Origin of the sequence: Brevundimonas nasdae (genome assembly GCF_016654005.1) — a bacterium.
GTDB lineage: Bacteria > Pseudomonadota > Alphaproteobacteria > Caulobacterales > Caulobacteraceae > Brevundimonas > Brevundimonas nasdae.
In genome coordinates, this window is the sequence record NZ_JAEPWN010000001.1 from 304231 (window position 1) to 325104 (window position 20874).

The window sequence follows — 20874 nt, forward strand, 5'->3', positions numbered from 1 at the left end:
CAGACGGGGCAAATGTCAGCCCGCACGGCGCAAGATCAGGGAACATCGTTGAGGCCGGGCGGTTGATTCAGGCGAAAGCCGCAGGAGCCTTGCATGACCGACCGCCCAATCGACCCCGCCGCCACGCCGCAGGACGAGGATCTGCCCGAAATCGCCGCCGATGACGCGGGCGCCTCTGCTCTGGCTGAGCAGCCGCAACCCCACGCCGACGACGCCGATGAGGAGGACAAGTGATGACCGACAAGACCCGCCTTCCCGCCGCCGAACATCAGCAGATGGACCGCTCCAACGACCCGGAGATCACCAGGGCGCTGGACGAGGCGGCGCCGGAACTGGCTCTGCACAGCCGCCAGAGGTTGACCGGCTCGGCCGTTGGCGTGGGCAGCGTCGGCTTTGACGAAAGCGGCGCCTTTGACGTGGGCGCCGACGATCATGACCCCCAGGATGACGCGATCACCGACGATCCGCCCAAGCCCTGAGTTCGGCTCTGACTTCAGCCGCGCTCTACGCCCGGCCGCAGACGGAAGGTCAGCAGAACACCCCCCAGCAGCACCAGTATGGCGGCGGCCAGGGCCGTGAAGGCCAAGGCGGGATTGTCAGGCTGTTCCGCCACAAAGGCGCCCAGCAGGCCCCAGGCGACGGGCAGGGGATAGGCCAGGGTCCGCAGGCGGGCGGTGACCCCTATCGCGATCAAGGCTGTGACCACCACCGCCGCCACGGCCCATCCGGTCGGCGTGAGCGCGGTCGGCAAGGCGTTGAAGGCCGTCGCCGTGGTGATCAGGTTCAACGGCGCCGCCACCGTCAGCCAGCCCGCCAGGCCTGCCAAAGGCCAGACCGTCAGCATCCGGTCTCGGTCAAACCGACCCAGCGCCTGGATCGTGCCGCCAAAGACCAGCAGCGGAACCAGCAAGGCGATCAGACTGGCGAAGATGATGATGACGCTGGCCGCCTTCAGGTTCATCGCCGCGACGATGATCCAGAAGCCGATACCGAACAGGGTCACAACCGATGGCCAGCCCAGGCGGTTGATCAGGGTGCTCTCGCCCGTCTGCGGCAGCACCTGCCGCACCGCATAGGCCAGCAGGCCCAGATACAGCAGGCCCCAGATCGAGAAGGCGTAGCCTGCGACCCTGAGCGTCGTATTGCCGTCGGCCGCAAACTCGGCCTGGGTCAGGCCCAAGCCGGCCAGGTTCTGGATGATGGGCGTAGCGATGGCGAACAGGGCGGCCAGCAGGACGATCATGCGTCGAGTGCGCTGGGCGGGCGTGGGGCGAATGATCGAGGACATGACGGCTCCAACAGTGAAGGTCGAACCAGGATTACGCATCGGAAGGGCGGATGGTTCATTCGCCCAGCTATCTATGTCGCACTGTTCTGTCAGTCGGTGTAGTGGGGAGGGTGCGTCCCGGCCTGACGCGGTCGTTCCGAGCCCCCTCGCGTGTCCTGCAGAATCCTCGCCATCCGCGCGCTTCTGGCCGTCGCCCTGACGGCGGGTGGTTCTGGCGCGACGGTCCTGGCGCAGGAGCGGACGACGCCTTCCGTCAGCGTCAACGCCCAGCAGCTTCAGACCGCCTGGGCCCGGCTCCAGCAGGCCTTCACCCCTGAGCAGCAGGCCAATGAGGCGCGCGGCATCGCCCGACTTCTGGCCTCGTCCGGCGTGCGGGTCGGATCATTGGAGATGGACGTCAAGAACATCGCCACAGGCCGTATTGTGCCGCGCGACGACCCCTCCATCCTGCAACGTCCCCAGGCGCATGAGGTGACGATCGTGGTCGACGGCCGTTTCTACACCTTCCGCCCCCTGTCCCGCGCCAGCCTGGAGGCGTTCAGCGGACGCTGAGGGAACCGGCGTGTCGGCTGTCCGCTAGTCCTGTCTGACCACAGGAGACACCGACATGGCTGAACGCCCTGAAGACAACGCCCCGCACTTCGAAACCGACGAAGTCGAAGCCAACCGCGCCATTGAAAACGGCCAGGGCGTCGGCGCACGCGAACTGGCGGCCCAGCGCGAACCGGGCGGCGTCATCACACCGGATGAAGACGAGGCGTCGGAAGACGGCGTGTCGCAGAGAAAGGACGACTGAAGCGTCGGCCCAGGCGTCAGGCTGCGGCGTAGATGCTCTGGAACAGGACGGCGCCGTCCGCCGAACCCAGTTCGGCCTCGAAGGCGCGGTCGGGGTGGGGCATCATGCCCAGCACATTGCCGCGCGCGTTCTGCAGGCCGGCGATGTCGTTCACCGAGCCGTTGGGATTGTCGACATAGCGGAACACGACCTGGCCCTCGCCCTCGATCCGGGCCAGGGTTTCGGCGTCGGCGAAGAAGTTTCCGTCGGCGTTGCCCTGGGTCATGACGACCTCGGCCTGATCGGCATAGCCGGTGGTGAAGCGGGTCTGGGCGTTGGCGACCGTCAGGGCGATGGGCTTGCAGATGTATTTCAGGCCCTTGTTGCGCAGCAGGGCGCCGGGCAGCATTCCGGCTTCGCACAGGATCTGGAAGCCGTTGCAGATGCCGACCACGGTGACGCCGTCATCCGCCGCCTTCTTGACCGCCTGCATCACCGGCGACTGGGCCGCCATGGACCCGCAGCGCAGATAGTCGCCATAGGAGAAGCCGCCGGGAATGACGATCAGGTCCAGCCCCTTGGGCAGTTCCGTCTCGGCGTGCCAGACCATCGAGACGGGCTCGCGGGTGGAGCGTTCAATGGCGACCTTGCAGTCGCGATCGCAGTTGGAACCGGGGAAGACGATGACGGCGGCGCTCATGGCGCGGGCCTTTAGCAGGCTTCTTTCGACTTGTCAGGCCGTCGCGTGCTTGCGGCCCGTCAGCCAGGCGATGACGAAGATGACGAAGCCGCCCAGCGACAGGGCCACGCCGACCCAGGCGGTCGAGGTCCAGCCGTATCCCGCCGCGATGGCCATGCCGCCCAGCAGGGGGCCGATGGCGTTGGCGGTGTTAAAGGCCGAGTGGTTCAGCGCCGCAGCCAGGGTCTGGGCGTCGCCCGCCACATCCATGAGGCGCGTCTGCAGGATGGACCCCAGACCGCCGCCGCCTCCGATCAGGAAGATCACGACCATCAGGGCCCATAGGTTGGTCGCCGCGAACGGATAGAGGGCCAGGGCGATCGCGCTCCAGATCAGCAGGCCCCCCGCTGCGGGAAAACCGATATGGTCGGCGGCCCAGGCGCCCAGGATATTGCCCAGGAACATGCCCACGCCGAACACGGCGAAGACCCAGGGCAGGACTTCAGGCCCGATGCCGGTAACCGCCTGAAGGGTCGAGGCCAGATAGGCATAGACCGCGAACATGCCGCCGAAACCGATGGCGCCGACCCCCAGGGTCAGCCAGACCTGCCCGCGCTTCAGAGCACCCAGCTCACGCAGAGGACTGGCGTCGGCGTGGGCCGGGTCGCGCGGCGCGAACAGGGCGACCAGGGCCATGGTGATGACGGCCAGCACGCCGACGATGGCGAAGGTCCAGCGCCAGCCGTAGGTGTGGCTGATGATATTGGCGAAGGGCACGCCGATGACCGTGGCCACGGTCAGACCCATCAGGATCGTCGATACGGCGCGTGTTCTGTAGGCCAGCGGCACGACCGAGGCCGCGACCAGGGCCGCCACGCCGAAATAGGCCCCGTGCGGCAGGCCGCTGAGGAAGCGGAAGACCAGCATCCAGTGATAGGTGGGGGCCAGCGCGCTGGCGACATTGGCGACGGCGAACAGGGCCATGAAGCCGATCAGCAGCAGCCAGCGCGGCAGGCGCGCGCCCAGCACCGCCAGGATCGGCGCCCCGACCACCACGCCCGCGGCATAGGCGCTGATGACGTGGCCGGCGGTGGGGGCGTCGACGCCCAGACCTGCCGCAAAGTCCGGCAGGATGCTCATGGCCGCAAACTCGGTCACGCCGATGGCGAAGCCGCCCATGGCCAGGGCGATCAGGACAAGAGCCACCTGCCCCCCGGCAAGGGGCGGGTTGACGGATTCGCGGGGCGCCGCGACGTCGCAGGTGGTCATGAAGATCGTCCGGGGGAGGGGTGTTGCGCTGCAACATAGGTCGCCGCCCCCGTCGATCAAGCCGGGTCAGTCCTTGTTTTCGTAGGTCGCGGTTATGCTGGCCTTGGCCAGGGTGTGGAAATGTAGATTGAAGCCGTAGATGGCGCCCGAATTGTCGGCGTTCACATCCAGGCTTTCGACGTCCACGGCGAAGACGGTGAAGATGTAGCGGTGCGGGCCGTGGCCTGCGGGCGGGGCGGCGCCGCCAAAGCCGGGCTGGCCATAGTCCGTGCGCCCCTGAATGGCGCCCTTGGGCAGATCGCCGCCTGGCGAACCTGCGCCCGCCGGCAGTTCGGTCACTTCGGCGGGGATGTTGGCCACGGTCCAGTGCCAGAAGCCCGAGCCGGTCGGCGCGTCCGGGTCATAGCAGGTGATTGCATAGCTCTTGGTCCCCTCCGGCGCGCCGGACCAGGACAACTGCGGCGAGGTGTTCCCCTTGGACTGGACCTGGGCGTCCGGCAGGACGCCGCCATCGCGGATATCGGTGGAGGTCAGGGTGAAGCTCATGGGCGTTGTCTCCGAAAAACTGGGCCGCATCTTAATGGAAAACGCGGGTCGTTGTTGCGCGACGGAAATCCGTCACTAGCTTTGAAGCAGTTAGGAGGATGGGGCCATGTTGCAATCTCTTCTGGACAGAACCTTCCGCACCCGCGCGATCGCGGTGCGGCTGCCCGGCGGTCAAACCCTGAGGGCGGGACCAGGAGAGCCTGAACTGACGGCGGTGATCGAGGACCGCAAGACCGCCCTGGCCATCGCCGGCAATCCAGAATTGAAGCTGGGCGAGGCCTTCATGGATGGCGGGTTCCGCATCGAAGGCGGCGACATCTATGACTTCGTGGCGCTGGCGGCGTCGCAATTGTCCAGCCAGTCGCGCCCGCAGCCCTTCGGCTGGCGCATCCGCCGCGCGATGGAGCAGGCCAACGACCGCCGCCACGCCCGGGCCAATGTGCATCACCACTATGATCTGACGGTGGATTTCTACCGGCTCTTTCTGGATGCGGACCTGCAGTATTCCTGCGCCTATTTCGAAACGCCCGATGCGACGCTGGAGCAGGCGCAGGCCGCCAAGAAGCAACGGCTGATCGACAAGCTGGTGCTGTCGCCGGGACAGAGGGCGCTGGACATCGGCTGCGGTTGGGGCGGGTTGGGTCTGTCGCTGACCAAGGCCGGGGCGCAGGTCACCGGCGTCACCCTGTCCACCGAACAGCACCGCACGGCCAACGAACGGGCGGCGGCGCAGGGTCTGGCCGATCGGGCCGATTTCCGGCTTCAGGACTATCGCGACCTGAACCAGCCGTTCGACCGCATCGTCTCGGTCGGCATGTTCGAACACGTCGGGGCGCCGAACTATCAGGAGTATTTCGACCATGTGGCGCGACTGCTGACCGACGACGGGGTGGCGGTGATCCACTCCATCGGCCGCAAGGGACCGCCCAGCCGCACCCAGCCGTGGATCAGGAAATACATCTTCCCCGGCGGCTATATTCCGGCCCTGTCAGAGGTGCTGCCCGCCATCGAACGCGCGGGCCTGTGGGTCACCGACATGGAGGTGCTGCGCCTGCACTACGCCGAGACCCTGAAGGCGTGGCGCGAACGGTTCCTGGCCCGCCGCGACGAGGCCCTGGCCATGTATGACGAACGCTTCTGCCGGATGTGGGAGTTCTATCTCGCCGTCAGCGAAGTCGCCTTCCGCGAACTGGGCCAGATGGTGTTCCAGCTGCAGCTGACGAAGAAGCCGGACGCCGTGCCGCTCACGCGGGACTATCTGTGTCGGAACTGAGCAGGCCTGTTCGATAGCAAAAGAGCCGCCCCGATGATCAGGGCGGCTCTCATGTCTTATGCGACCTCGATGCGGTAGCTTTCGATGACCGTGTTGGCCAGAAGCTGTTCGCACATCTTCTTGGCCTCGGCCTGCGGGTCTTCGACGCCGTCCAGATCGAACTCGATCAGCTTGCCGACGCGGGCGCCTGAGACGCCGGGCCAGCCCAGGCCCTGCAGGGCGCCTTCGACGGCCTTGCCCTGAACGTCCAGGACGCCGGGCTTGAGGAAGACGTGAACCTTGACCTTGGCCATCAGTGCAGCCCTCCTTGAATCACAGTCGGCATGCCCTTCATGATGCCCAGGCGGCGCGCGACTTCAGTATAGCTTTCAATGACATCGCCCAGGTCGCGGCGGAAGCGGTCCTTGTCCAGCTTCTCGCCCGAGGCGGTGTCCCACAGGCGGCAGCTGTCGGGGCTGATCTCGTCGGCCAGGATCACGCGGCTGAAGTCGTTCTCCCAGACGCGGCCGAACTCGATCTTGAAGTCGACCAGGGTGATGCCGACGGCGCTGAACAGGCCGGACAGATAGTCGTTCACGCGGACGGTCATCGCCAGGATGTCGTCCAGTTCCTGGGTCGAGGCCCAGTTGAAGGCCGTGATGTGCTCTTCGGTGACCATCGGGTCGTTGAGCTCGTCCTTCTTGTAGTAGAATTCGATGATCGAGCGGGGCAGGGGGGTGCCTTCCTCGATGCCCAGGCGCTGGCTCATCGAACCGGCGACGATGTTGCGGCAGACGACTTCCAGCGGGATGATCTCGACTTCGCGGATCAGCTGTTCGCGCAGGTTCAGGCGCTTGATGAAGTGGTTGGTCACGCCGATGCCGTTCAGGCGCGACATGATGAATTCGCTGATCTGGTTGTTGATCACGCCCTTGCCTTCAAGCACGGCCTTCTTCTGCGCATTGAACGCAGTGGCGTCGTCCTTGAAATACTGGATCAGGGTGCCGGGCTCTGGTCCTTCATAAAGGATCTTGGCCTTGCCCTCGTAGAGCTTCTTGCGCTTGCTGTTCATCGTCCGTCCCGCTTACGGGCGCCCTCAGAAACAAAAATCGCGCGGCCATGATGCAGGGCAAGTCCCGATCCTGGCGGCGCGTTTCGGAATCGTTCAGGCAGTCAATCTCGTTCGGCGTCTCCTTAGCCGAACGCGGCCCTCTATACAAATGAGGATGGACCGCAACGGTGCATGCAAAACCATGGGGACATTGCGACCCTGCGATGCAAGTCTGGTTGCGTTCGGGCGCGGGGGGGCTATAGACGGCGGATGTCCCGAGGTGATCGGGGTTCACGGAGCTATGCTGAGCGAGATGACGACCTTCGACGATCGGGAAAAGGCCTTTGAGGCCAAGTTCGCACTCGATCAGGAGCAGGAATTCAAGGCCATCGCCCGGCGCAACAAGATGCTGGGCCTGTGGGCGGCCGAGAAGATGGGCCTGTCGTCCGAGAGCGCGGATCAATATGCGCAGGCCGTCGTGCGCGCCGACTTTGAACAGCCGGGCGACGAGGACGTGTTCCGCAAGGTCGCCGGCGACCTGAAGGGCTCGGGCCTGACCGTTCCGGACAGCGAAATCTATTCCAAGATGGACGAACTGGCCTCCATCGCGCGTGAGCAGATCCGCGCAGGCGAGTAAGTCTTTGGTCTAAGGGCCAATCAGAGAATCGAAAGGGCCGCATCCGGGGGAAAATGCGGCCCTTTCTTTTTGCCGGGGACGTTGGGGGAAGTCTCGCCCGGCTTAGTGTGCGTCTCTCGCGCCCTTGAAGAACACGGCGCGCGCTATTTGGTTTCAGCTCAATCGGCTTGAGCCGAAAATTATTTTTACGGCATCAGCACCGTGTCCACGACGTGGACGACGCCGTTGGATTGACCCACGTCCGCCTGGGTGATCGTGGACTTGCCGCCCTTGGCGTCGGTGATGACCCAGGTGTTGTTCGGACCCGCCGAAACCTTGAGCTCTTCGCCCTGCACCGTCTTCAGCGTGGCCGTGCCGCCGTCGGCCTGGGCCTGGGCGGCGATGTCGGCTGCGGTCAGGCGCCCGGGGACGACATGATAGGTCAGGATCTTGGTCAGATCGGCCTTCTTGGCCGGCTGCATCAGGGCGGTGCGGGTCGCTTCGGGAATCTTGTCGAAGGCGGCGTTGTCAGGCGCGAAAACCGTGAAGGGACCGGCGCCATTCAAGGTGTCGACCAAGCCTGCGGCCTGAACGGCGGCGACCAGGGTCGACAGGTTCGAGGCCTTGGAGGCGTTTGCGACGATCGTCTGGGCCGGATCCATGGCCGCGCCGCCGACCATGGGCATCGGGGTTTCGGGCGTCATCGCCGTGGTCTCCACCGGGGCGGGCGCGGCGGTGTCCGCAGGGGTGCTGTTCTGGTTGCCGCAGGCCGCCACCGCCAGAAGAGCGGCGCCGGATACAGCGATGAGCATCGTATTGCGAAGGTTGATCATAATGTTTCCATCCATTTTATCCGCTCTGAAGGCGGTCACGGAAACGTTACGCGCGGTGAGGCATAAAGGATGCACTGCAGACCATAAGAATTCGCAGCTTGAGCATTCAGTCTTCGAAAACCACCGTCTTTTTGCCGTGCAGCAAAACGCGGTCTTCCAGATGGCGACGAACAGCGCGCGCTAGAACACGGCGCTCGATATCTCGACCTTTGCGAATGAGATCTTCGGGCGTGTCACGGTGACTGATGCGCTCGACGTCCTGTTCGATGATCGGGCCTTCGTCCAGATCGGCGGTGACATAGTGGGCGGTGGCGCCGATCACCTTCACCCCGCGCGCATGGGCCTGATGATAGGGTTTGGCGCCCTTGAAGCCCGGCAGGAAGGAGTGGTGGATGTTGATGCAGCGTCCCTCCAGCGCGCGGCTGAGGTCGTCGGACAGAATCTGCATGTAGCGCGCCAGGACCACCAGTTCCGTGCCCGTCTCCTCGATCAGCCGCAGCAGGGTCTTTTCCTGTTCGGCCTTGGCGGCGGCGTCCCCCGCCTTCAGCGGCAGGTGGTGGAAGGGCAGGTCGCCCAGATCGACATGGCCGATCAGTTCGCGCGGATGGTTCGACACGATGGCCGTCACCTGCATGGGCAGTTCGTCGATGCGCCAGCGGTACAGCAGGTCCGCCAGGCAGTGATCGAACCTGGACGTCAGGATCATCACCTTGCGCGGTTCGCCGCCGCGCAGGGTCCAGTCCATCTCGAAACGCGCGGCCAGCGGCGCAAAGGCGTCGCGGATGGCGGGTTGGGCGTCGCCGTCGGCGGGTTCGAACACCACCCGCATGAAGAAGGTGTTGCTGGAGGCGTCGCCGAACTGCTGGGCGTCGGAGATGTTGGCGTCGCGCGCCAGCAGAAATGAGGAAACCGCCGCGACAATGCCGTGGCGGTCAGGGCAGGAAAGGGTCAGGATCATCAGGCGGCAGGCTTATCTGGGAGAAACTTCCCCAGTATGGCCCAGGTTTGCGCTTTTGCCGACAAGGATATTGCATGGGCGGGGCTGGATGACGGCAGATCGACCAGTTCGATCGCGTCCATGCCGCCCAGAATCCGCCGCCCCATCCTGGCCGCCAGCCCGCCGTTGAAGGCGACGACTTTCAGACGGGGCAGGCTTTCGACCAATCCACGCAGGTCCGCGGCCTCGGGCGATCGGATGGCCGCATCCAGACTGCCCGCCCGTTCCGCCGAGGCGATGACATCCCACAAGCCGACCCCTCGCCCCCTCAGGCGCGCCAGCCGCTGTTCATAGGGCAGGGCGGGCAGGTCTTCGCCCAGCACCCCGCCGATCAGCGGCCAGAAGCCATTGCGCGGATGGGCGTAATACTGCGCCGCCTTCAGTGATGCGTCTCCCGGCAGACTGCCCAGGATCAGCAGGCGCGTGGCCGCATCGACAATGGGTTCAAAGCCGATGCGGCGCGGGTCGGACACTCAGTCCCCGAAGACCCGCTTGAACACCACGTCCACGTTCTTGGTGTGGTAGCCCAGGTCGAACAGGGCTTCGAGTTGGTCGTGGGGCAGGGTGACGCGTTCGTCGGCCTTCAGGAAGTCGAGGAAGGCGCCTTCGCCGCGCCAGACCTTCATGGCGTTTTCCTGAACAGCGGCATAGGCCGCCTCGCGCGAAATGCCGGCCTGGGTCAGGGCCAGCATGACCCGCTGCGAGTGAACCAGACCGCCCAGGCGGTCGATGTTCTTCTGCATGTTCTCAGGATAGACGTTCAGCCGCTCGACCACGTTCGCCAGACGATGCAGGGCGAAGTCCAGGTGGATGGTGGCGTCCGGGCCGATGCCGCGTTCGACCGACGAATGGCTGATGTCCCGCTCGTGCCACAGGGCGACGTTCTCCATCGCCGGGGTCACGGCCGAGCGGACCAGACGGGCCAGGCCGGTCAGGTTCTCGGTCAGGATCGGGTTGCGCTTGTGCGGCATGGCCGACGAGCCCTTCTGACCCTTGTCGAAGAACTCTTCGGCTTCCAGCACCTCGGTGCGCTGCAGGTGGCGGATTTCCACGGCCAGACGCTCGACCGAGCTTGCGACGACGCCCAGGGCGGCGAAGAAGGCGGCGTGGCGGTCGCGCGGGATCACCTGGGTCGAGACGGGTTCGACAGCCAGACCCATCTGGTCGGCGACATATTGCTCAACCGCCGGATCGACGTTGGCGAAGGTGCCGACCGCGCCCGAGATGGCGCAGGTGGCGATCTCTTCCTTGGCGGTGATCAGGCGGCGTTTGGCGCGCTGGAACTCGGCGTGATAGCCGGCCAGCTTCAGGCCGAAGGTCACCGGCTCGGCGTGGATGCCGTGCGAACGGCCCACGGTCGGGGTGTATTTGTGCTCCTTGGCGCGGGTCTCCAGCGCGGCCAGAACCCGGTCCACGCCCTCGATCAGCAGGTCCGACGACCGGGCCAGCTGCACCGCGAAACAGGTGTCTAGCACGTCGGATGACGTCATGCCCTGGTGCAGGAAGCGGGCTTCCTCGCCGACGATTTCCGCCACATGGGTCAGGAAGGCGATGACGTCGTGCTTGGTGGTGCGTTCGATCTCGTCGATGCGGTCGGCGTCGAAGGTCGCGTCCTTGCCCTTGGCCCAGATAGCGTTAGCCGATTCCTTGGGGATCACGCCCAGTTCCGCCATCTTGGTGGCGGCGTGGGCCTCGATCTCGAACCAGATCTTGTACTTGGTCTCTTGCGACCAGATGGCGGCGGCGACGGGGCGGGAATAGCGCGTGATCATGGACGGGTCGTGTCGGTCTCAAGGGGCGTCGAGTCAAGGTTCGCCCGACCCCCAAGGTTGACTTTGGCGGCCAATGTCCCAGATTAGCCGCGCTTTCAGTGAGGACGACCTCCCCCTTTTCGGGTTTTGAATGCCGGGACGACCCGGCAATCAAGTTGGAAAGTGATTGTCATGGCCTGGGTTTATCTGCTCGCCGCTGGGCTTCTCGAAATCGTCTGGGCCTATTTGATGAAGGCCTCTGCCGGCTTCACCAAGCCGTGGCCGACCATCGGCATGGTCGTCTTCATGATCGGCAGTTTTGGCCTGTTGTCTCTGGCGATGAAGACCCTGCCGCTGGGCACCGCCTACGCCATCTGGACCGGCATCGGCGCGGTCGGCGCCTTTGCGGTCGGGGCCTTTATTCTGGGCGAGCCGCTGACGCCGCTCAGGATCGCGGGCGTGACCCTGGTGGTGTCGGGTCTGGTTGTGCTGAAACTCGCATCCAGCCATTGATGGCCGCGCAACAGGAGGCGCGCGTCATGGAAATGCTGATCGGACCCCGGACCTATTCGACCTGGTCGCTGCGCGGCTGGCTGGTGATGAAGGCGACGGGCGCAGATTTTGCGGTGCGTGACGCGCGCTATGACACGCCAGAGGCCAAGGCCGCGCTTCTGGCGGTGTCGCCATCCGGCTTCGTGCCGGCGCTGACGGTCGATGGCGAACTGATCTGGGATACGCTGGCCATCGCCGAATGGGCGGCGGAGCATTATCCGCAGGCGGGTCTGTGGCCAGCCGATCCGGTCGCGCGCGCCCTGGCCCGATCAGTGACGGCGGAGATGCATTCCGGCTTCAGCGCCCTGCGGACCTTCTGCGGCATGGGGCCGGATCATCCGATCGGTGGCGACGCGCGGTCAGAGACGCCTTCTGATCCCGCGCTGGACCGCGATCTGGCGCGGATCGTGGCGCTGTTGCGTCAGATGCGGAAGCGGTTCGGCGACGACGGCCCCTGGCTGTTCGGCGCGCGCTCCATCGCCGACATCTTCTACACCCCGGTCGCCGCCCGGATTCGTCATTATCAGATCGACCTCAGCGCCCATGGCGACGACGGCGTGGCCCAGACCTATGTCGAGGCTTTGCTGGCCCATCCTGACTTCCGTCAGTGGGAAATGGAGGCGACGCAACTTTAACGGGCGGAAACCAAGCGCGCTGACGTTCGATTAAGCGCCCGCTGCTATTCATGGCGGTGCACGGACCTGGTTGTTCGTGGGAGGCCGCAGAATGATGTCTTCGTCCGTGCAGACCCGTGCGGCGCCTGTGCAGGCCGCGCGCCCGCGTCGGCGGCTGCATCCCGTGGCGGGCTATATGCTGGCGCTTCTGCTCAGCAGCGCCCTGTGGGCCTTGCTGCTGGCTGCGGTCTTCTAGGTTCAATCGGTCTTAAGGCGGTCGAAATCTTAGATCGTCATTCCGGGGCTGAGCGAAGCGAGGATCCCGGAAGCCAGGACTGCGGCGCCGATGCTGGGCGTATTCGGCGCCGGATTGAGCCTCCTGGGTTCCGGGTTCGTCCTACGGACGCCCCGGAAAGACGGTTTGGAGTTGAATGTCGATGGCCCTAGCCCCTTAGCCTCTAGCCCCTAGCGGTCGTCGCTGACGGCGGTGGTCTGGGCGACCATGATCTCATCTGCGACGGGCGGGGGCGGCACGTAATCCAGCGAGATCGGCACCAGGGTGGCGCCCGACGCCACCGCATCCAGCGTGTTCAGCGGGCCGCCGAACATCCGCTGATAGATCCAATAGGCGGCGACGACCTTTTCGACATATTCCCGCGCCTGGGGCACGTCGATCGTTTCGATCAGCAGCAGCGGGTCGGCGTCCGGCCCCAGTTTGCGCACTGCGGCCAGCATGGGGCCCGGCCCGGCGTTGTAGCTGGCCACGGCCCGCAGGATGTCGCCCTGGAACTCGGACCGCTGCAGCATCCGGTTCACATAGGTCTGGCCCAGCCGCATGTTGACGGCGGGCGTCAGCAGCTTGTTCGGAGTCGAGACGAAGCTGCGGTCGCCGGACAACTCGGCGGCCGTGGTCGGCATCACCTGCATGATGCCATAGGCGCCGACGCTGGAGCGGGCGTTGGGGTTGAAGTCGCTTTCCTTGCGCGCCACCGCATAGACCAGCGCGCGTTCGATGGTGAAGCCGCCCTCAGGCTGCAGGTCCGGGATCGGATAGCGGTTGGCGTCGATGCGCGAGGCGTCGGTCTCACGGGCGGGCGAGACGATGCGGGCCAGGGCGGCCCACATGCGTGAGGCGTCGCCTGCGGCGGTGCGCAGGCCGGAACGCATTTCATTGTCGCCGTCGGCGCGGCGCCCGACTTCATAATAGGCCAGGGCGCGACGGGCGCGGGGCTCGTTCTGGACGAAGGCCTCCAGCGAGGCGGCGTCCACGGCGGCGTCGGGCGTATGGAAGGCGCGGCGCAGGCGCGGCTCGGCCGCATAGGGGCGCGGGCCCAGGTTCTCGATGACCGGCTCCTCGCCCAGCTGACGCAGGGCGATCTGGCCATAGAAGGTGGCGGGCCATTGGGCGGCGAGACGCAGATAGTCGGTCACGACATTCTGGCGAGCGGATTTGCCGGCGGCGCGTGCGGCCCACAGGGCGCCGCCAGAGCGGACCCAAGGGTCCTCGGTCGGGTCCTGGGCCACGCGGTCAAAGGCGTTGAAGGCCTCGTTGAACTCGCCCATGCGCCATTCAGCCAGACCCACCGTCCACCAGTCGCCGATCTCGCGGCCCATGGCTGAGGCGCCGGTCAAATCGTCGTTGTTATAGGCGATCCGCGCGGTCTTCATCGGATCTGCGGCGGCCCCGCCGCCTGACACGGCGTTGACGACGCTGTTCCAGGTGCGGCCCAGGAAGCCTGCAGGCTTGATCGGTTCGATTGCGCCGTCAGGGCGGCGGCGCATGGCCAGATCATAGACGCGGCCGGCGATGGGCAGGTCGGAATATTCCTGCAGCCACTCGGTCAGTTCTTCGTAGGTGGCGTTGTAGTTGGGGTGGAACAGGCGTTCGAACTCCACCTGGCCCAGCAGGACGCGGTCCTGGGCCTGACGCGCGGCGACGCGGGCCGCCTCAAGGTCGCCGCGCCGCAGGGCGTCGAAGGCGGTGGTGTAGGACAGGCGGTCAGCAGAGCTCAGGGCCGTCGGGCGCGTATTGGCCGTGGTCGAAGCAGAGGCGGACGCCGCCATCGTCGCATAGGGCGTCTCGGCCTGCGCCGCGACGGCGACGGCGGACAGGGTGAGCGCCAGCGTCGGCGCGATCATCGCGCGGCTGAATCTGAACAATGCGGCGGCCCCCTCGTTGGCGGCGGCCCCGTCCGTCTCGACTCAGGCGGGGTCCGTATGGCGATCGGTCGTCAGCATGGAAACATGCCGCAATCAGCCGTGATCCTCAACCGAGTCCGTTTCAAGGCGAACCGCCAGTGAAAGCAGGTCGGCCCAGACCAGCCGTTTGACCTGCGGCTGCCGCAGCAGGAAGGCGGGATGCAGGGTCGGCATGACGGGGGCCGAAATCGCGCCTTCGTGCAGACGCCATTCCTTCCACTGGCCGCGCAGCTTCATGATCCCTTCGTCCGCCTGCAGAACGGACTTGGCCGTCGCCCCGCCCAGCAGCAGGACCGCCTTGGGCTTCAGCAGGGCGAAGGTCCGTTCCAGGAAGGGGGCGCAGACGGCCTGTTCCTGCGGCGCAGGGGGGCGATTGCCGGGCGGACGCCAGAAGACGGTGTTGGTCATGAAGACCTTGCCGGTCAGGCCCGCCGCCTCGATCATCCGGTCCAGCAGATGCCCCGCCTGGCCCACGAAGGGCTGGCCGATGCGGTCCTCGTCCGCGCCGGGGGCTTCGCCGATCACCAGGACCGGGGCGTTGGCGTCGCCGCGGCCGAACACCGACTGGGTCGCGCCCATCTGGCGCAGGGGGCAGCCGTCGAAGGCGGCGACGGCGGCGGCCAAGTCCTGCAGGGTCGCCGCCCCGGCGGCCAGACTGCGCGCCTGATCGATGGCGTCGGATGCATTGCGCCCGGCCAGGGGCGTGGCGACCGAGGCGGTCGCGCGCTGCACCGCCTGAACCACCGGCGGCGGGGCGATGTGGGTGTGGTCGACGGGCGCGTCCAGATAGCAGGCGTCGACGCCCGCATCCCGCCAGAAGGCGAGCAGGCTTTCCGTCGCAGCAATGTCATAGGGTTGCGCGTTCATGGTTCTGAGACACCGATAAGCCTTGACCGCCCTCGCGTCACCTTCCGATAAGCGGCATAACCACACCAAGAACCGGGATTTCAGGGGAAAATCATGGCCGAAGACGCCATCGAAGGCGGCGCAGAGAACGCCCGCCAGGAAGCGATCATCGACAATCTGCCGCCCATCGAGGCGCTGCAGGCGGTCGAACGCGAGGTCATGGAATATGATGTCGTCATCGTCGGCGGCGGCCCTGCGGGTCTGTCGGCGGCCATCCGCCTGAAGCAACGTGCGGAGAAAGACGGCAAGGAAATCAACGTCGCGGTGCTGGAGAAGGCGGCCGAGGTCGGCGGCCATATCCTGTCGGGCGCCGTGATCGACCCCAAGGCTCTGAACGAACTGTTCCCCGACTGGAAGGAACGCGGCGCGCCGCTGGAGACCCCGGTCACCAAGGACAAGTTCCTGCTGCTGGGGCCGCAGGGCGAAGTGTCGCTGCCCATGCCGCTGATGCCGCCCTTCATGCACAATCACGGCTGCTACATCGCCTCGCTGGGCAATGTGACGCGCTGGCTGGGTGAACAGGCCGAGGCGCTGGGCGTCGAGGTCTATCCCGGCATGGCCGCCAGCCATGTCGTCTGGGACCATGAGACGGGCCGGGTGAAGGGCGTCGTCGCCGGCGTCTTCGGCATCGACCGCGAGGGCAAGCCGACCGACGACTTCCAGCCGGGCATCGAACTGCACGGCAAATATGTCTTCATCGCCGAGGGCGTGCGCGGCTCGCTGGCCAAGACCATCATCGCCAAGCACAGGCTGCAGGACGGCAAGTCGCCGCAGAAATACGGCATCGGCCTGAAGGAGCTGTGGCAGGTGCCTGCCGAACAGCACCAGCCGGGTCTGGCCCAGCACTCGACCGGCTGGCCGCTGGACGAGCATACGGGCGGCGGCAGCTTCCTGTATCACTTCGGCGATCGCTACGTCGCCGTCGGCTATGTGGTGCACCTGAACTACAAGAACCCGTTCCTGTCGCCGTTCGACGAGTTCCAGCGCTTCAAGCATCACCCGTCGGTCGCGCCGCATCTGGAAGGCGGCACGCGCATCTCGTACGGCGCGCGCGCCATCACCGAGGGCGGTCTGCAGTCGATCCCGAAGCTGGCCTTCCCCGGCGGCGTTCTGATCGGCTGTTCGGCGGGCTTCGTGAACGTGCCGCGCATCAAGGGCAGCCACAACGCCATGAAGACCGGCATGCTGGCCGCCGACGCCGCCTATGACGCGGTGCAAGCCGGACGCGAAGGCGACGTGCTGAACGAATACCAGACCGCCTTCGAGCGCAGCTGGGTCTATAAGGAGCTGGCGCTGGTGCGTAACGCCAAGCCGCTGCTCAGCAAGTTCGGCACGACCCTGGGCGGGGCGCTGGGCATGTTCGACATGTGGTGCCGCACCCTGCTGGGCGGCTGGTCGCCGATCCCGACGCTGAAGCACGAGAAGACGGACGCCGCCTCGACCGAGCCTGCGGCTAAGCACAAGGTCATCAAATACCCGAAGCCGGACGGCAAACTGTCGTTTGACAAGCTGTCGTCGGTGTTCATCTCGAACACCAACCACGCCGAAGAACAGCCCGCGCACCTGAAGCTGCTGGACCCGTCCAAGCCGATCCAGGTCAACCTGCCCAAATACGGCGAACCGGCGCGGCTGTACTGCCCGGCGGGCGTGTACGAGGTGCTGTATGACGAGGACGGCCGGTCCAATCCGCGCTTCCAGATCAACGCCCAGAACTGCGTCCACTGCAAAACCTGCGACATCAAGGACCCGTCGCAGAACATCGTCTGGACCACGCCCGAAGGCGGCGGCGGCCCCAACTACCCGAACATGTGAGAAAACAAGGGCAGGGGGCGAGCGATCCGCCCCTTGCCCGTCGCATGAAAACCGTGAAGGGTCGGCGGATGACCACCTGCCGTTCGCGCCTGTTCGCCGCCTCCCTCACCGTTCTCGCCCTGGCGCTCGCCGGGCAGGCTGTGGCGCAGGAAACGCCTGCATCGGCCCCCGCCGTTCCGGTGCAGGCTGAGCCGACGCAGACCGAACCTGCCGATCCGGCTGCGGCCCCGTCAGAGGGGGAGGAGCCGGTCCCACACATCATCATCGCCGAAACCACGCCGCCGATCCCCGAAGTCTGGGCGCCGATCCCGACGGATGCGATGGGCCGTAGTGCCTATGGCCTGTATCTGGCCGGTCGACTGGCCTTGATGCGGGGTGACGGCGACATCGGCTCCGGCCTGCTAGCGCGCGCCAATGAGCTGGCGCCGGAACAGCCGCGCGTGCGCGAACAGGCTTTCACCTCGGCCCTGCTGACCGGGGACATGGATGTCGCGGCGCGTCTGGCCCCGGCCGCCGGTTCGGCCTCCGCCGCCTTTGTCGAGGGCGGACGTCTGGTGCGGGCGGTGCAGGATTTCGTCCACGGTCATCCGGCGGCGGCCAATGCGGCGCTGGAGATGCAGCCCATCGGATCGCCCCACGCGCGCGCCGGGCTGATGGTGGCGCCCTGGATCGCGGCGGCGGCGGGCGACTGGACCCGCGCCCTGGCCCCGGCCCCGACCGCAGGCGACGCCCTGACCCTGTCCTTCGCGCGCCAGAACCGGGCCATGCTGCTGGAGCGGCGGCGCGACTACGCCGAGGCCGAGGTCGAACTGAAGACCCTGTCCGAGATCCCGTCGGTCGGCATCCTGTTCAAACGCCCCTATGGCGAGTTTCTTGAGCGGCGCGGGCGGCTGGATGAGGCCAAGGCCGTCTATGAGGCCGCCGCCGCTGGCCCCAACGCTGATTTCGGCGCGCTGCGGGCGCTGGAGCGGATGCGCAATCGCGGACGCGCCCCGGCCCTGCCGACCCTGCGCGAAGGCGCGGCCGAGGCCCTGACCGCCGCCGCCGCGCAGGCCGCCGCCGAGCGCGGCAACGAGTTCGCCGCCGTCTATCTGCGTCTGGCCCTGAACCTGAACGACAGCGGCTCGACGCGGCTGCAGCTGGCCGGCGTGCTGGACCGGGCGGGTCTGAAGGCGGCCTCGCGCGCCGTGCTGTCCCAGGTCGGACCGCAGGACCCGGCTCTGTACGCCGCCGCCCGCGCGCAACTGGCGTTGAATCTTGAAGACAACAGCCAGCCGGACGAAGCCCTGGCCGCCCTGCGTCAGGCGGCCGCCGCTGCGCCCGAAGATCCCCGGATCACCCTGATCCTGTCCAGCCAGCTGACGCAGCTGAAACAGTATGACGAGGCGTTGAGCCTGCTGAACGGCCCGCTGCTGAACACGGCGGACCAGGGGGCGCAGATCCACTTCCTGCGTGGTGCGGTGCTGGAGGCGATGGGCCGCGTTCCAGAGGCTGAGGCCGAGCTGTGGGCCGCCCTGCAGCAGGACGGCGAGAACGCCAACACCCTGAACTATCTGGGCTATGTGTGGGTCGACAAGGGGCTGCGGGTTCAGGAAGGCGCCGAGCTGATCGCCCGCGCCCATGCGCTTGATCCCGAAAACGGAAACATCCAGGACAGTCTGGGCTGGGCCCAGTTCAAACAGGGCCAGTTCGACACCGCCGTCGCCACTTTGGAAGAGGCGGTCGACAAGGAACCGGCCAACGCCGAGATCAATGATCACCTGGGCGACGCCTATTGGCGGGTGGGGCGCGAGCGCGAGGCCCGCTGGCTGTGGAGCCGCGTCCTGACCCTGGACCCCGACGCTGAGCGCAAGGCCGAGGTCGAGCGCAAGCTTGAGGACGGCCTGAACGGCGTCGTCTCCGGCGCGTCGCAATAGGCCATGTCGATCCAGGCTCTGGCTCCGGCCAAGATCAATCTGTTCCTGCACGTCGGGGCGGTGGACGCCGAGAACTATCATCCGCTGTCCAGTCTGGTCGCCTTCGCTGAGGTCGGCGATCTGGTTACGGTGGAGCGGGCCGGCCGGCTGTCGCTGAGCGTCGTCGGCCCGTTCGGCGCAGGTCTGGCGGCCGAGCCTGACAATCTGATCCTGCGCGCCCTGCGCCGCCTGGGCCAGGCGGCGGGCGCGGGCGAGCCGCCTCTGAAGGTCACGCTGGACAAGCGCCTGCCCATCGCGGCCGGACTGGGGGGCGGGTCGTCCGACGCCGGCGCCGCTCTCAATCTGGCCCGGCAAGCCCTGTCGCTGGACGTGTCGGACGAAGCGCTGGAGGCCGTTGCGGGCGTCATCGGCGCTGACGGCCCCATGTGTCTGCGCGCCCGCACCGCCTGGGCCGAGGGCAGGGGAGAGGTGCTGACCGACGAGCCGCGCCTGCCGCCCCTGCCGGTGGTGCTGTTCAATCCGGGCGTTCCGTCGCCGACGGGCGCCGTCTATCGCGCCTATGATGCGGGGGCCGTTCAGAACGCGGACCGTCCGGTGCGTCCGCTGGATTGGTCAACGGCGTCGGTCATCGCCTGGCTGGGTCAACAGAGAAACGACCTGCAGCCCCCCGCCATCGCCCTGACGCCAGAGATCGGCGAGGCCCTGGCTGCCGTCGCTGCTGCGGATGGCGTGGCTCTGGCGCGGATGTCCGGATCGGGGGCGACCATCTTCGGTCTGTGCCTGACGCAGGCGGAGGCGGATGCCGCCGCCGCAACCCTGGCCGATGCGCATCCGAACGCCTGGGTTCAGTCCAGTATTCTGGCGCTCAAGTAACCTTCAGACTTTGTGGCCAAACATCGGCCATATGGGCGTTTGGCGGCGTGTTTCGCCCAGTTCTCGCCTAGATCATCACGAAAGTTTCAGGTTGTTTCACTTTCTCGGAACCGTATCGCCGGTCACCGATTGGGTTGGGCAGTTCCGATGACTGGAACGGGTCGTCTCCTCCCCGGACAACGATCCTCAAACAGAAAAAGGATACCCAGCCATGCTTCGTGCAAAACTGCTTGCCGCAACCGCTGTCGCTACCCTGATTGCTGCTCCGGCCTTCGCTCAGGAAGCCGCCCAACCCGCCCCGGCTGAAGCCGCGGCCCCGGCCCAGGCTGCTGAAGCCGCCGCCACCCCTGCCGCCGAAGGCACCGTCGTGGACGTGCTGAAGTCCAGCGGCCAGTTCACAACCCTGCTGTCTGCGCTGGATCAGGCGCAACTGACCGACACCCTGCAGTCGCGTCCGGCCATCTCCATCTTCGCCCCGACGGACGCGGCCTTCGCCGCCATGCCGGAAGCCGAACGCACCCGCCTGCTTGACCCGGCCAACGCCAATGAGCTGCGTCAGGTGCTGCTGTACCACGTGATCGTCGCCGATGTTTCGCCCGACCAGATCCAGGGCAAGAAGGGCGGCGTTCCGACTGCATCCGAAGCTCAGATCCTGCTGGACGGCACGGGCTCGGCCATCAAGGCTGACAACGCCACCGTGGTCAGCGCCGAACTGGACGCGTCGAACGGCGCCGTCTTCCCGATCGACGCCGTGCTGAACCCGGCCAACTCGATGGCCGCCATGGGTGACGAAGAAGCCGTCCCTGCGGCTGAAGCGGCCCCGACCGACGCGGCGCCTGCTGCGACCGAGGCGACCGATCCGTCGGCCACCCCGCCGGTCGAATCGACCGATCCGGCCACGGAACAGACCGACCCTGCCCCGCAATAATCGCGGTTGATTGCAAC

At 66.5% G+C, this 20874-nt stretch carries 25 protein-coding genes; 13 read left to right on the forward strand and 12 right to left on the reverse strand.

Annotated elements, in window-relative coordinates; all coding sequences use genetic code 11:
- The first annotated feature begins 93 nt into the window (after positions 1-93).
- Positions 94-234: a hypothetical protein gene (locus JKF87_RS01500; protein WP_201096665.1), complete on the forward strand. Its 141-nt coding sequence runs from the start codon at positions 94-96 to the stop codon at positions 232-234.
- On the forward strand, positions 234-479 hold the full coding sequence (locus JKF87_RS01505) for a Tat pathway signal protein (RefSeq protein ID WP_201096667.1): 246 nt from the start codon (positions 234-236) through the stop codon (positions 477-479). The genes JKF87_RS01500 and JKF87_RS01505 overlap by 1 nt, the downstream gene beginning before the upstream one ends.
- 14 nt (positions 480-493) lie before the next feature.
- On the opposite strand, the gene JKF87_RS01510 is transcribed toward JKF87_RS01505, so the two are convergent.
- Positions 494-1288 (reverse strand): hypothetical protein, encoded by a 795-nt coding sequence (locus tag JKF87_RS01510; RefSeq protein WP_201096669.1) that lies wholly within the window; start codon positions 1286-1288, stop codon positions 494-496.
- Between the two features lie 150 nt (positions 1289-1438).
- On the opposite strand from JKF87_RS01510, the gene JKF87_RS01515 reads away from it, so the two are divergent.
- A complete protein-coding gene (locus tag JKF87_RS01515; protein ID WP_201096671.1) occupies positions 1439-1840 on the forward strand; it encodes a hypothetical protein in 402 nt (133 codons plus the stop codon).
- A gap of 55 nt (positions 1841-1895) precedes the next feature.
- The gene (locus JKF87_RS01520) at positions 1896-2084 is read left to right on the forward strand and encodes a hypothetical protein (protein WP_201096673.1); all 189 of its coding nucleotides are present in this window, start codon (positions 1896-1898) and stop codon (positions 2082-2084) included.
- A 16-nt stretch (positions 2085-2100) separates the two neighbouring features.
- Here the strand turns inward: JKF87_RS01520 and purQ are convergent, their stop codons facing one another.
- The 3 genes from purQ to JKF87_RS01535 all read right to left on the reverse strand — a co-directional run bounded on the left by purQ (position 2101) and on the right by JKF87_RS01535 (position 4557).
- The gene (gene purQ, locus JKF87_RS01525) at positions 2101-2763 is read right to left on the reverse strand and encodes a phosphoribosylformylglycinamidine synthase subunit PurQ (protein ID WP_201096675.1); all 663 of its coding nucleotides are present in this window, start codon (positions 2761-2763) and stop codon (positions 2101-2103) included.
- 33 nt (positions 2764-2796) lie between these two features.
- The gene (locus tag JKF87_RS01530) at positions 2797-4011 is read right to left on the reverse strand and encodes an MFS transporter (RefSeq protein ID WP_201096678.1); all 1215 of its coding nucleotides are present in this window, start codon (positions 4009-4011) and stop codon (positions 2797-2799) included.
- Positions 4012-4077: 66 nt separating this feature from the next.
- Positions 4078-4557: a YbhB/YbcL family Raf kinase inhibitor-like protein gene (locus tag JKF87_RS01535; RefSeq protein ID WP_201096679.1), complete on the reverse strand. Its 480-nt coding sequence runs from the start codon at positions 4555-4557 to the stop codon at positions 4078-4080.
- Between the two features lie 106 nt (positions 4558-4663).
- Here JKF87_RS01535 and JKF87_RS01540 point away from each other — a divergent pair, with 106 nt between their 5' ends.
- Positions 4664-5830: an SAM-dependent methyltransferase gene (locus JKF87_RS01540; protein ID WP_201096680.1), complete on the forward strand. Its 1167-nt coding sequence runs from the start codon at positions 4664-4666 to the stop codon at positions 5828-5830.
- Between the two features lie 56 nt (positions 5831-5886).
- Here the strand turns inward: JKF87_RS01540 and purS are convergent, their stop codons facing one another.
- Both purS and purC read right to left on the reverse strand, forming a co-directional pair.
- Positions 5887-6123 (reverse strand): phosphoribosylformylglycinamidine synthase subunit PurS, encoded by a 237-nt coding sequence (purS, locus tag JKF87_RS01545; RefSeq protein WP_201096682.1) that lies wholly within the window; start codon positions 6121-6123, stop codon positions 5887-5889.
- A complete protein-coding gene (gene purC, locus JKF87_RS01550; RefSeq protein ID WP_201096684.1) occupies positions 6123-6881 on the reverse strand; it encodes a phosphoribosylaminoimidazolesuccinocarboxamide synthase in 759 nt (252 codons plus the stop codon). The genes purS and purC overlap by 1 nt, the downstream gene beginning before the upstream one ends.
- 292 nt (positions 6882-7173) lie before the next feature.
- Here purC and JKF87_RS01555 point away from each other — a divergent pair, with 292 nt between their 5' ends.
- Positions 7174-7497 carry a DUF1476 domain-containing protein gene (locus tag JKF87_RS01555; protein WP_201096686.1) on the forward strand — a complete coding sequence of 108 codons (324 nt, stop codon included), beginning with the start codon at positions 7174-7176 and terminating at the stop codon, positions 7495-7497.
- Positions 7498-7682: 185 nt separating this feature from the next.
- Here JKF87_RS01555 and JKF87_RS01560 read toward each other — a convergent pair whose 3' ends face one another.
- From JKF87_RS01560 to purB, 4 genes are all read right to left on the reverse strand, one after another.
- A complete protein-coding gene (locus JKF87_RS01560) occupies positions 7683-8309 on the reverse strand; it encodes a fasciclin domain-containing protein (protein ID WP_201096688.1) in 627 nt (208 codons plus the stop codon).
- A gap of 106 nt (positions 8310-8415) precedes the next feature.
- The gene (gene purU, locus JKF87_RS01565) at positions 8416-9267 is read right to left on the reverse strand and encodes a formyltetrahydrofolate deformylase (protein WP_201096691.1); all 852 of its coding nucleotides are present in this window, start codon (positions 9265-9267) and stop codon (positions 8416-8418) included.
- Complete coding sequence (locus JKF87_RS01570) at positions 9267-9779, reverse strand: DNA-deoxyinosine glycosylase (RefSeq protein ID WP_201096692.1); 513 nt, start codon at positions 9777-9779, stop codon at positions 9267-9269. Before JKF87_RS01570 ends, purU begins: the two co-directional genes overlap by 1 nt.
- Complete coding sequence (gene purB, locus JKF87_RS01575; RefSeq protein ID WP_201096693.1) at positions 9780-11078, reverse strand: adenylosuccinate lyase; 1299 nt, start codon at positions 11076-11078, stop codon at positions 9780-9782.
- 171 nt (positions 11079-11249) lie between these two features.
- Between purB and JKF87_RS01580 the strand changes: the two genes are divergently transcribed.
- The 3 genes from JKF87_RS01580 (at position 11250) to JKF87_RS01590 (ending at position 12479) form a co-directional block, all read left to right on the forward strand.
- Positions 11250-11570: a DMT family transporter gene (locus JKF87_RS01580; RefSeq protein WP_201096694.1), complete on the forward strand. Its 321-nt coding sequence runs from the start codon at positions 11250-11252 to the stop codon at positions 11568-11570.
- Positions 11571-11602: 32 nt separating this feature from the next.
- Positions 11603-12244: a glutathione S-transferase gene (locus tag JKF87_RS01585; protein WP_307417200.1), complete on the forward strand. Its 642-nt coding sequence runs from the start codon at positions 11603-11605 to the stop codon at positions 12242-12244.
- A gap of 91 nt (positions 12245-12335) precedes the next feature.
- Positions 12336-12479 carry a hypothetical protein gene (locus JKF87_RS01590; protein ID WP_201096697.1) on the forward strand — a complete coding sequence of 48 codons (144 nt, stop codon included), beginning with the start codon at positions 12336-12338 and terminating at the stop codon, positions 12477-12479.
- A 209-nt stretch (positions 12480-12688) separates the two neighbouring features.
- Here the strand turns inward: JKF87_RS01590 and JKF87_RS01595 are convergent, their stop codons facing one another.
- On the reverse strand, positions 12689-14383 hold the full coding sequence (locus JKF87_RS01595; RefSeq protein WP_236261021.1) for a lytic transglycosylase domain-containing protein: 1695 nt from the start codon (positions 14381-14383) through the stop codon (positions 12689-12691).
- A 93-nt stretch (positions 14384-14476) separates the two neighbouring features.
- Complete coding sequence (locus tag JKF87_RS01600) at positions 14477-15289, reverse strand: uracil-DNA glycosylase (protein WP_201096698.1); 813 nt, start codon at positions 15287-15289, stop codon at positions 14477-14479.
- Positions 15290-15487: 198 nt separating this feature from the next.
- Between JKF87_RS01600 and JKF87_RS01605 the strand changes: the two genes are divergently transcribed.
- The 4 genes from JKF87_RS01605 (at position 15488) to JKF87_RS01620 (ending at position 20857) form a co-directional block, all read left to right on the forward strand.
- Positions 15488-17140 (forward strand): electron transfer flavoprotein-ubiquinone oxidoreductase, encoded by a 1653-nt coding sequence (locus JKF87_RS01605; RefSeq protein WP_201097205.1) that lies wholly within the window; start codon positions 15488-15490, stop codon positions 17138-17140.
- A gap of 68 nt (positions 17141-17208) precedes the next feature.
- Complete coding sequence (locus JKF87_RS01610; RefSeq protein WP_236261022.1) at positions 17209-19056, forward strand: tetratricopeptide repeat protein; 1848 nt, start codon at positions 17209-17211, stop codon at positions 19054-19056.
- A gap of 3 nt (positions 19057-19059) precedes the next feature.
- Complete coding sequence (locus tag JKF87_RS01615; protein WP_201096700.1) at positions 19060-19929, forward strand: 4-(cytidine 5'-diphospho)-2-C-methyl-D-erythritol kinase; 870 nt, start codon at positions 19060-19062, stop codon at positions 19927-19929.
- Positions 19930-20140: 211 nt separating this feature from the next.
- Complete coding sequence (locus tag JKF87_RS01620) at positions 20141-20857, forward strand: fasciclin domain-containing protein (protein ID WP_201096702.1); 717 nt, start codon at positions 20141-20143, stop codon at positions 20855-20857.
- Positions 20858-20874 lie beyond the last annotated feature (17 nt).

Excerpts from the sequence above, each read along its gene's own strand:
- JKF87_RS01500 (WP_201096665.1), top strand. The coding sequence starts at position 94 with ATGACCGACCGCCCAATCGACCCCGCCGCCACGCCGCAGGACGAGGAT.
- JKF87_RS01505 (WP_201096667.1), top strand. The coding sequence starts at position 234 with ATGACCGACAAGACCCGCCTTCCCGCCGCCGAACATCAGCAGATGGAC.
- JKF87_RS01510 (WP_201096669.1), bottom strand. The coding sequence starts at position 1,288 with ATGTCCTCGATCATTCGCCCCACGCCCGCCCAGCGCACTCGACGCATG.
- JKF87_RS01520 (WP_201096673.1), top strand. The coding sequence starts at position 1,896 with ATGGCTGAACGCCCTGAAGACAACGCCCCGCACTTCGAAACCGACGAA.
- purQ (WP_201096675.1), bottom strand. The coding sequence starts at position 2,763 with ATGAGCGCCGCCGTCATCGTCTTCCCCGGTTCCAACTGCGATCGCGAC.
- JKF87_RS01530 (WP_201096678.1), bottom strand. The coding sequence starts at position 4,011 with ATGACCACCTGCGACGTCGCGGCGCCCCGCGAATCCGTCAACCCGCCC.
- JKF87_RS01535 (WP_201096679.1), bottom strand. The coding sequence starts at position 4,557 with ATGAGCTTCACCCTGACCTCCACCGATATCCGCGATGGCGGCGTCCTG.
- JKF87_RS01540 (WP_201096680.1), top strand. The coding sequence starts at position 4,664 with ATGTTGCAATCTCTTCTGGACAGAACCTTCCGCACCCGCGCGATCGCG.
- purS (WP_201096682.1), bottom strand. The coding sequence starts at position 6,123 with ATGGCCAAGGTCAAGGTTCACGTCTTCCTCAAGCCCGGCGTCCTGGAC.
- purC (WP_201096684.1), bottom strand. The coding sequence starts at position 6,881 with ATGAACAGCAAGCGCAAGAAGCTCTACGAGGGCAAGGCCAAGATCCTT.
- JKF87_RS01555 (WP_201096686.1), top strand. The coding sequence starts at position 7,174 with ATGACGACCTTCGACGATCGGGAAAAGGCCTTTGAGGCCAAGTTCGCA.
- JKF87_RS01560 (WP_201096688.1), bottom strand. The coding sequence starts at position 8,309 with ATGATCAACCTTCGCAATACGATGCTCATCGCTGTATCCGGCGCCGCT.
- purU (WP_201096691.1), bottom strand. The coding sequence starts at position 9,267 with ATGATCCTGACCCTTTCCTGCCCTGACCGCCACGGCATTGTCGCGGCG.
- purB (WP_201096693.1), bottom strand. The coding sequence starts at position 11,078 with ATGATCACGCGCTATTCCCGCCCCGTCGCCGCCGCCATCTGGTCGCAA.
- JKF87_RS01580 (WP_201096694.1), top strand. The coding sequence starts at position 11,250 with ATGGCCTGGGTTTATCTGCTCGCCGCTGGGCTTCTCGAAATCGTCTGG.
- JKF87_RS01585 (WP_307417200.1), top strand. The coding sequence starts at position 11,603 with ATGCTGATCGGACCCCGGACCTATTCGACCTGGTCGCTGCGCGGCTGG.
- JKF87_RS01590 (WP_201096697.1), top strand. The coding sequence starts at position 12,336 with ATGATGTCTTCGTCCGTGCAGACCCGTGCGGCGCCTGTGCAGGCCGCG.
- JKF87_RS01600 (WP_201096698.1), bottom strand. The coding sequence starts at position 15,289 with ATGAACGCGCAACCCTATGACATTGCTGCGACGGAAAGCCTGCTCGCC.
- JKF87_RS01605 (WP_201097205.1), top strand. The coding sequence starts at position 15,488 with ATGGAATATGATGTCGTCATCGTCGGCGGCGGCCCTGCGGGTCTGTCG.
- JKF87_RS01610 (WP_236261022.1), top strand. The coding sequence starts at position 17,209 with ATGACCACCTGCCGTTCGCGCCTGTTCGCCGCCTCCCTCACCGTTCTC.
- JKF87_RS01615 (WP_201096700.1), top strand. The coding sequence starts at position 19,060 with ATGTCGATCCAGGCTCTGGCTCCGGCCAAGATCAATCTGTTCCTGCAC.
- JKF87_RS01620 (WP_201096702.1), top strand. The coding sequence starts at position 20,141 with ATGCTTCGTGCAAAACTGCTTGCCGCAACCGCTGTCGCTACCCTGATT.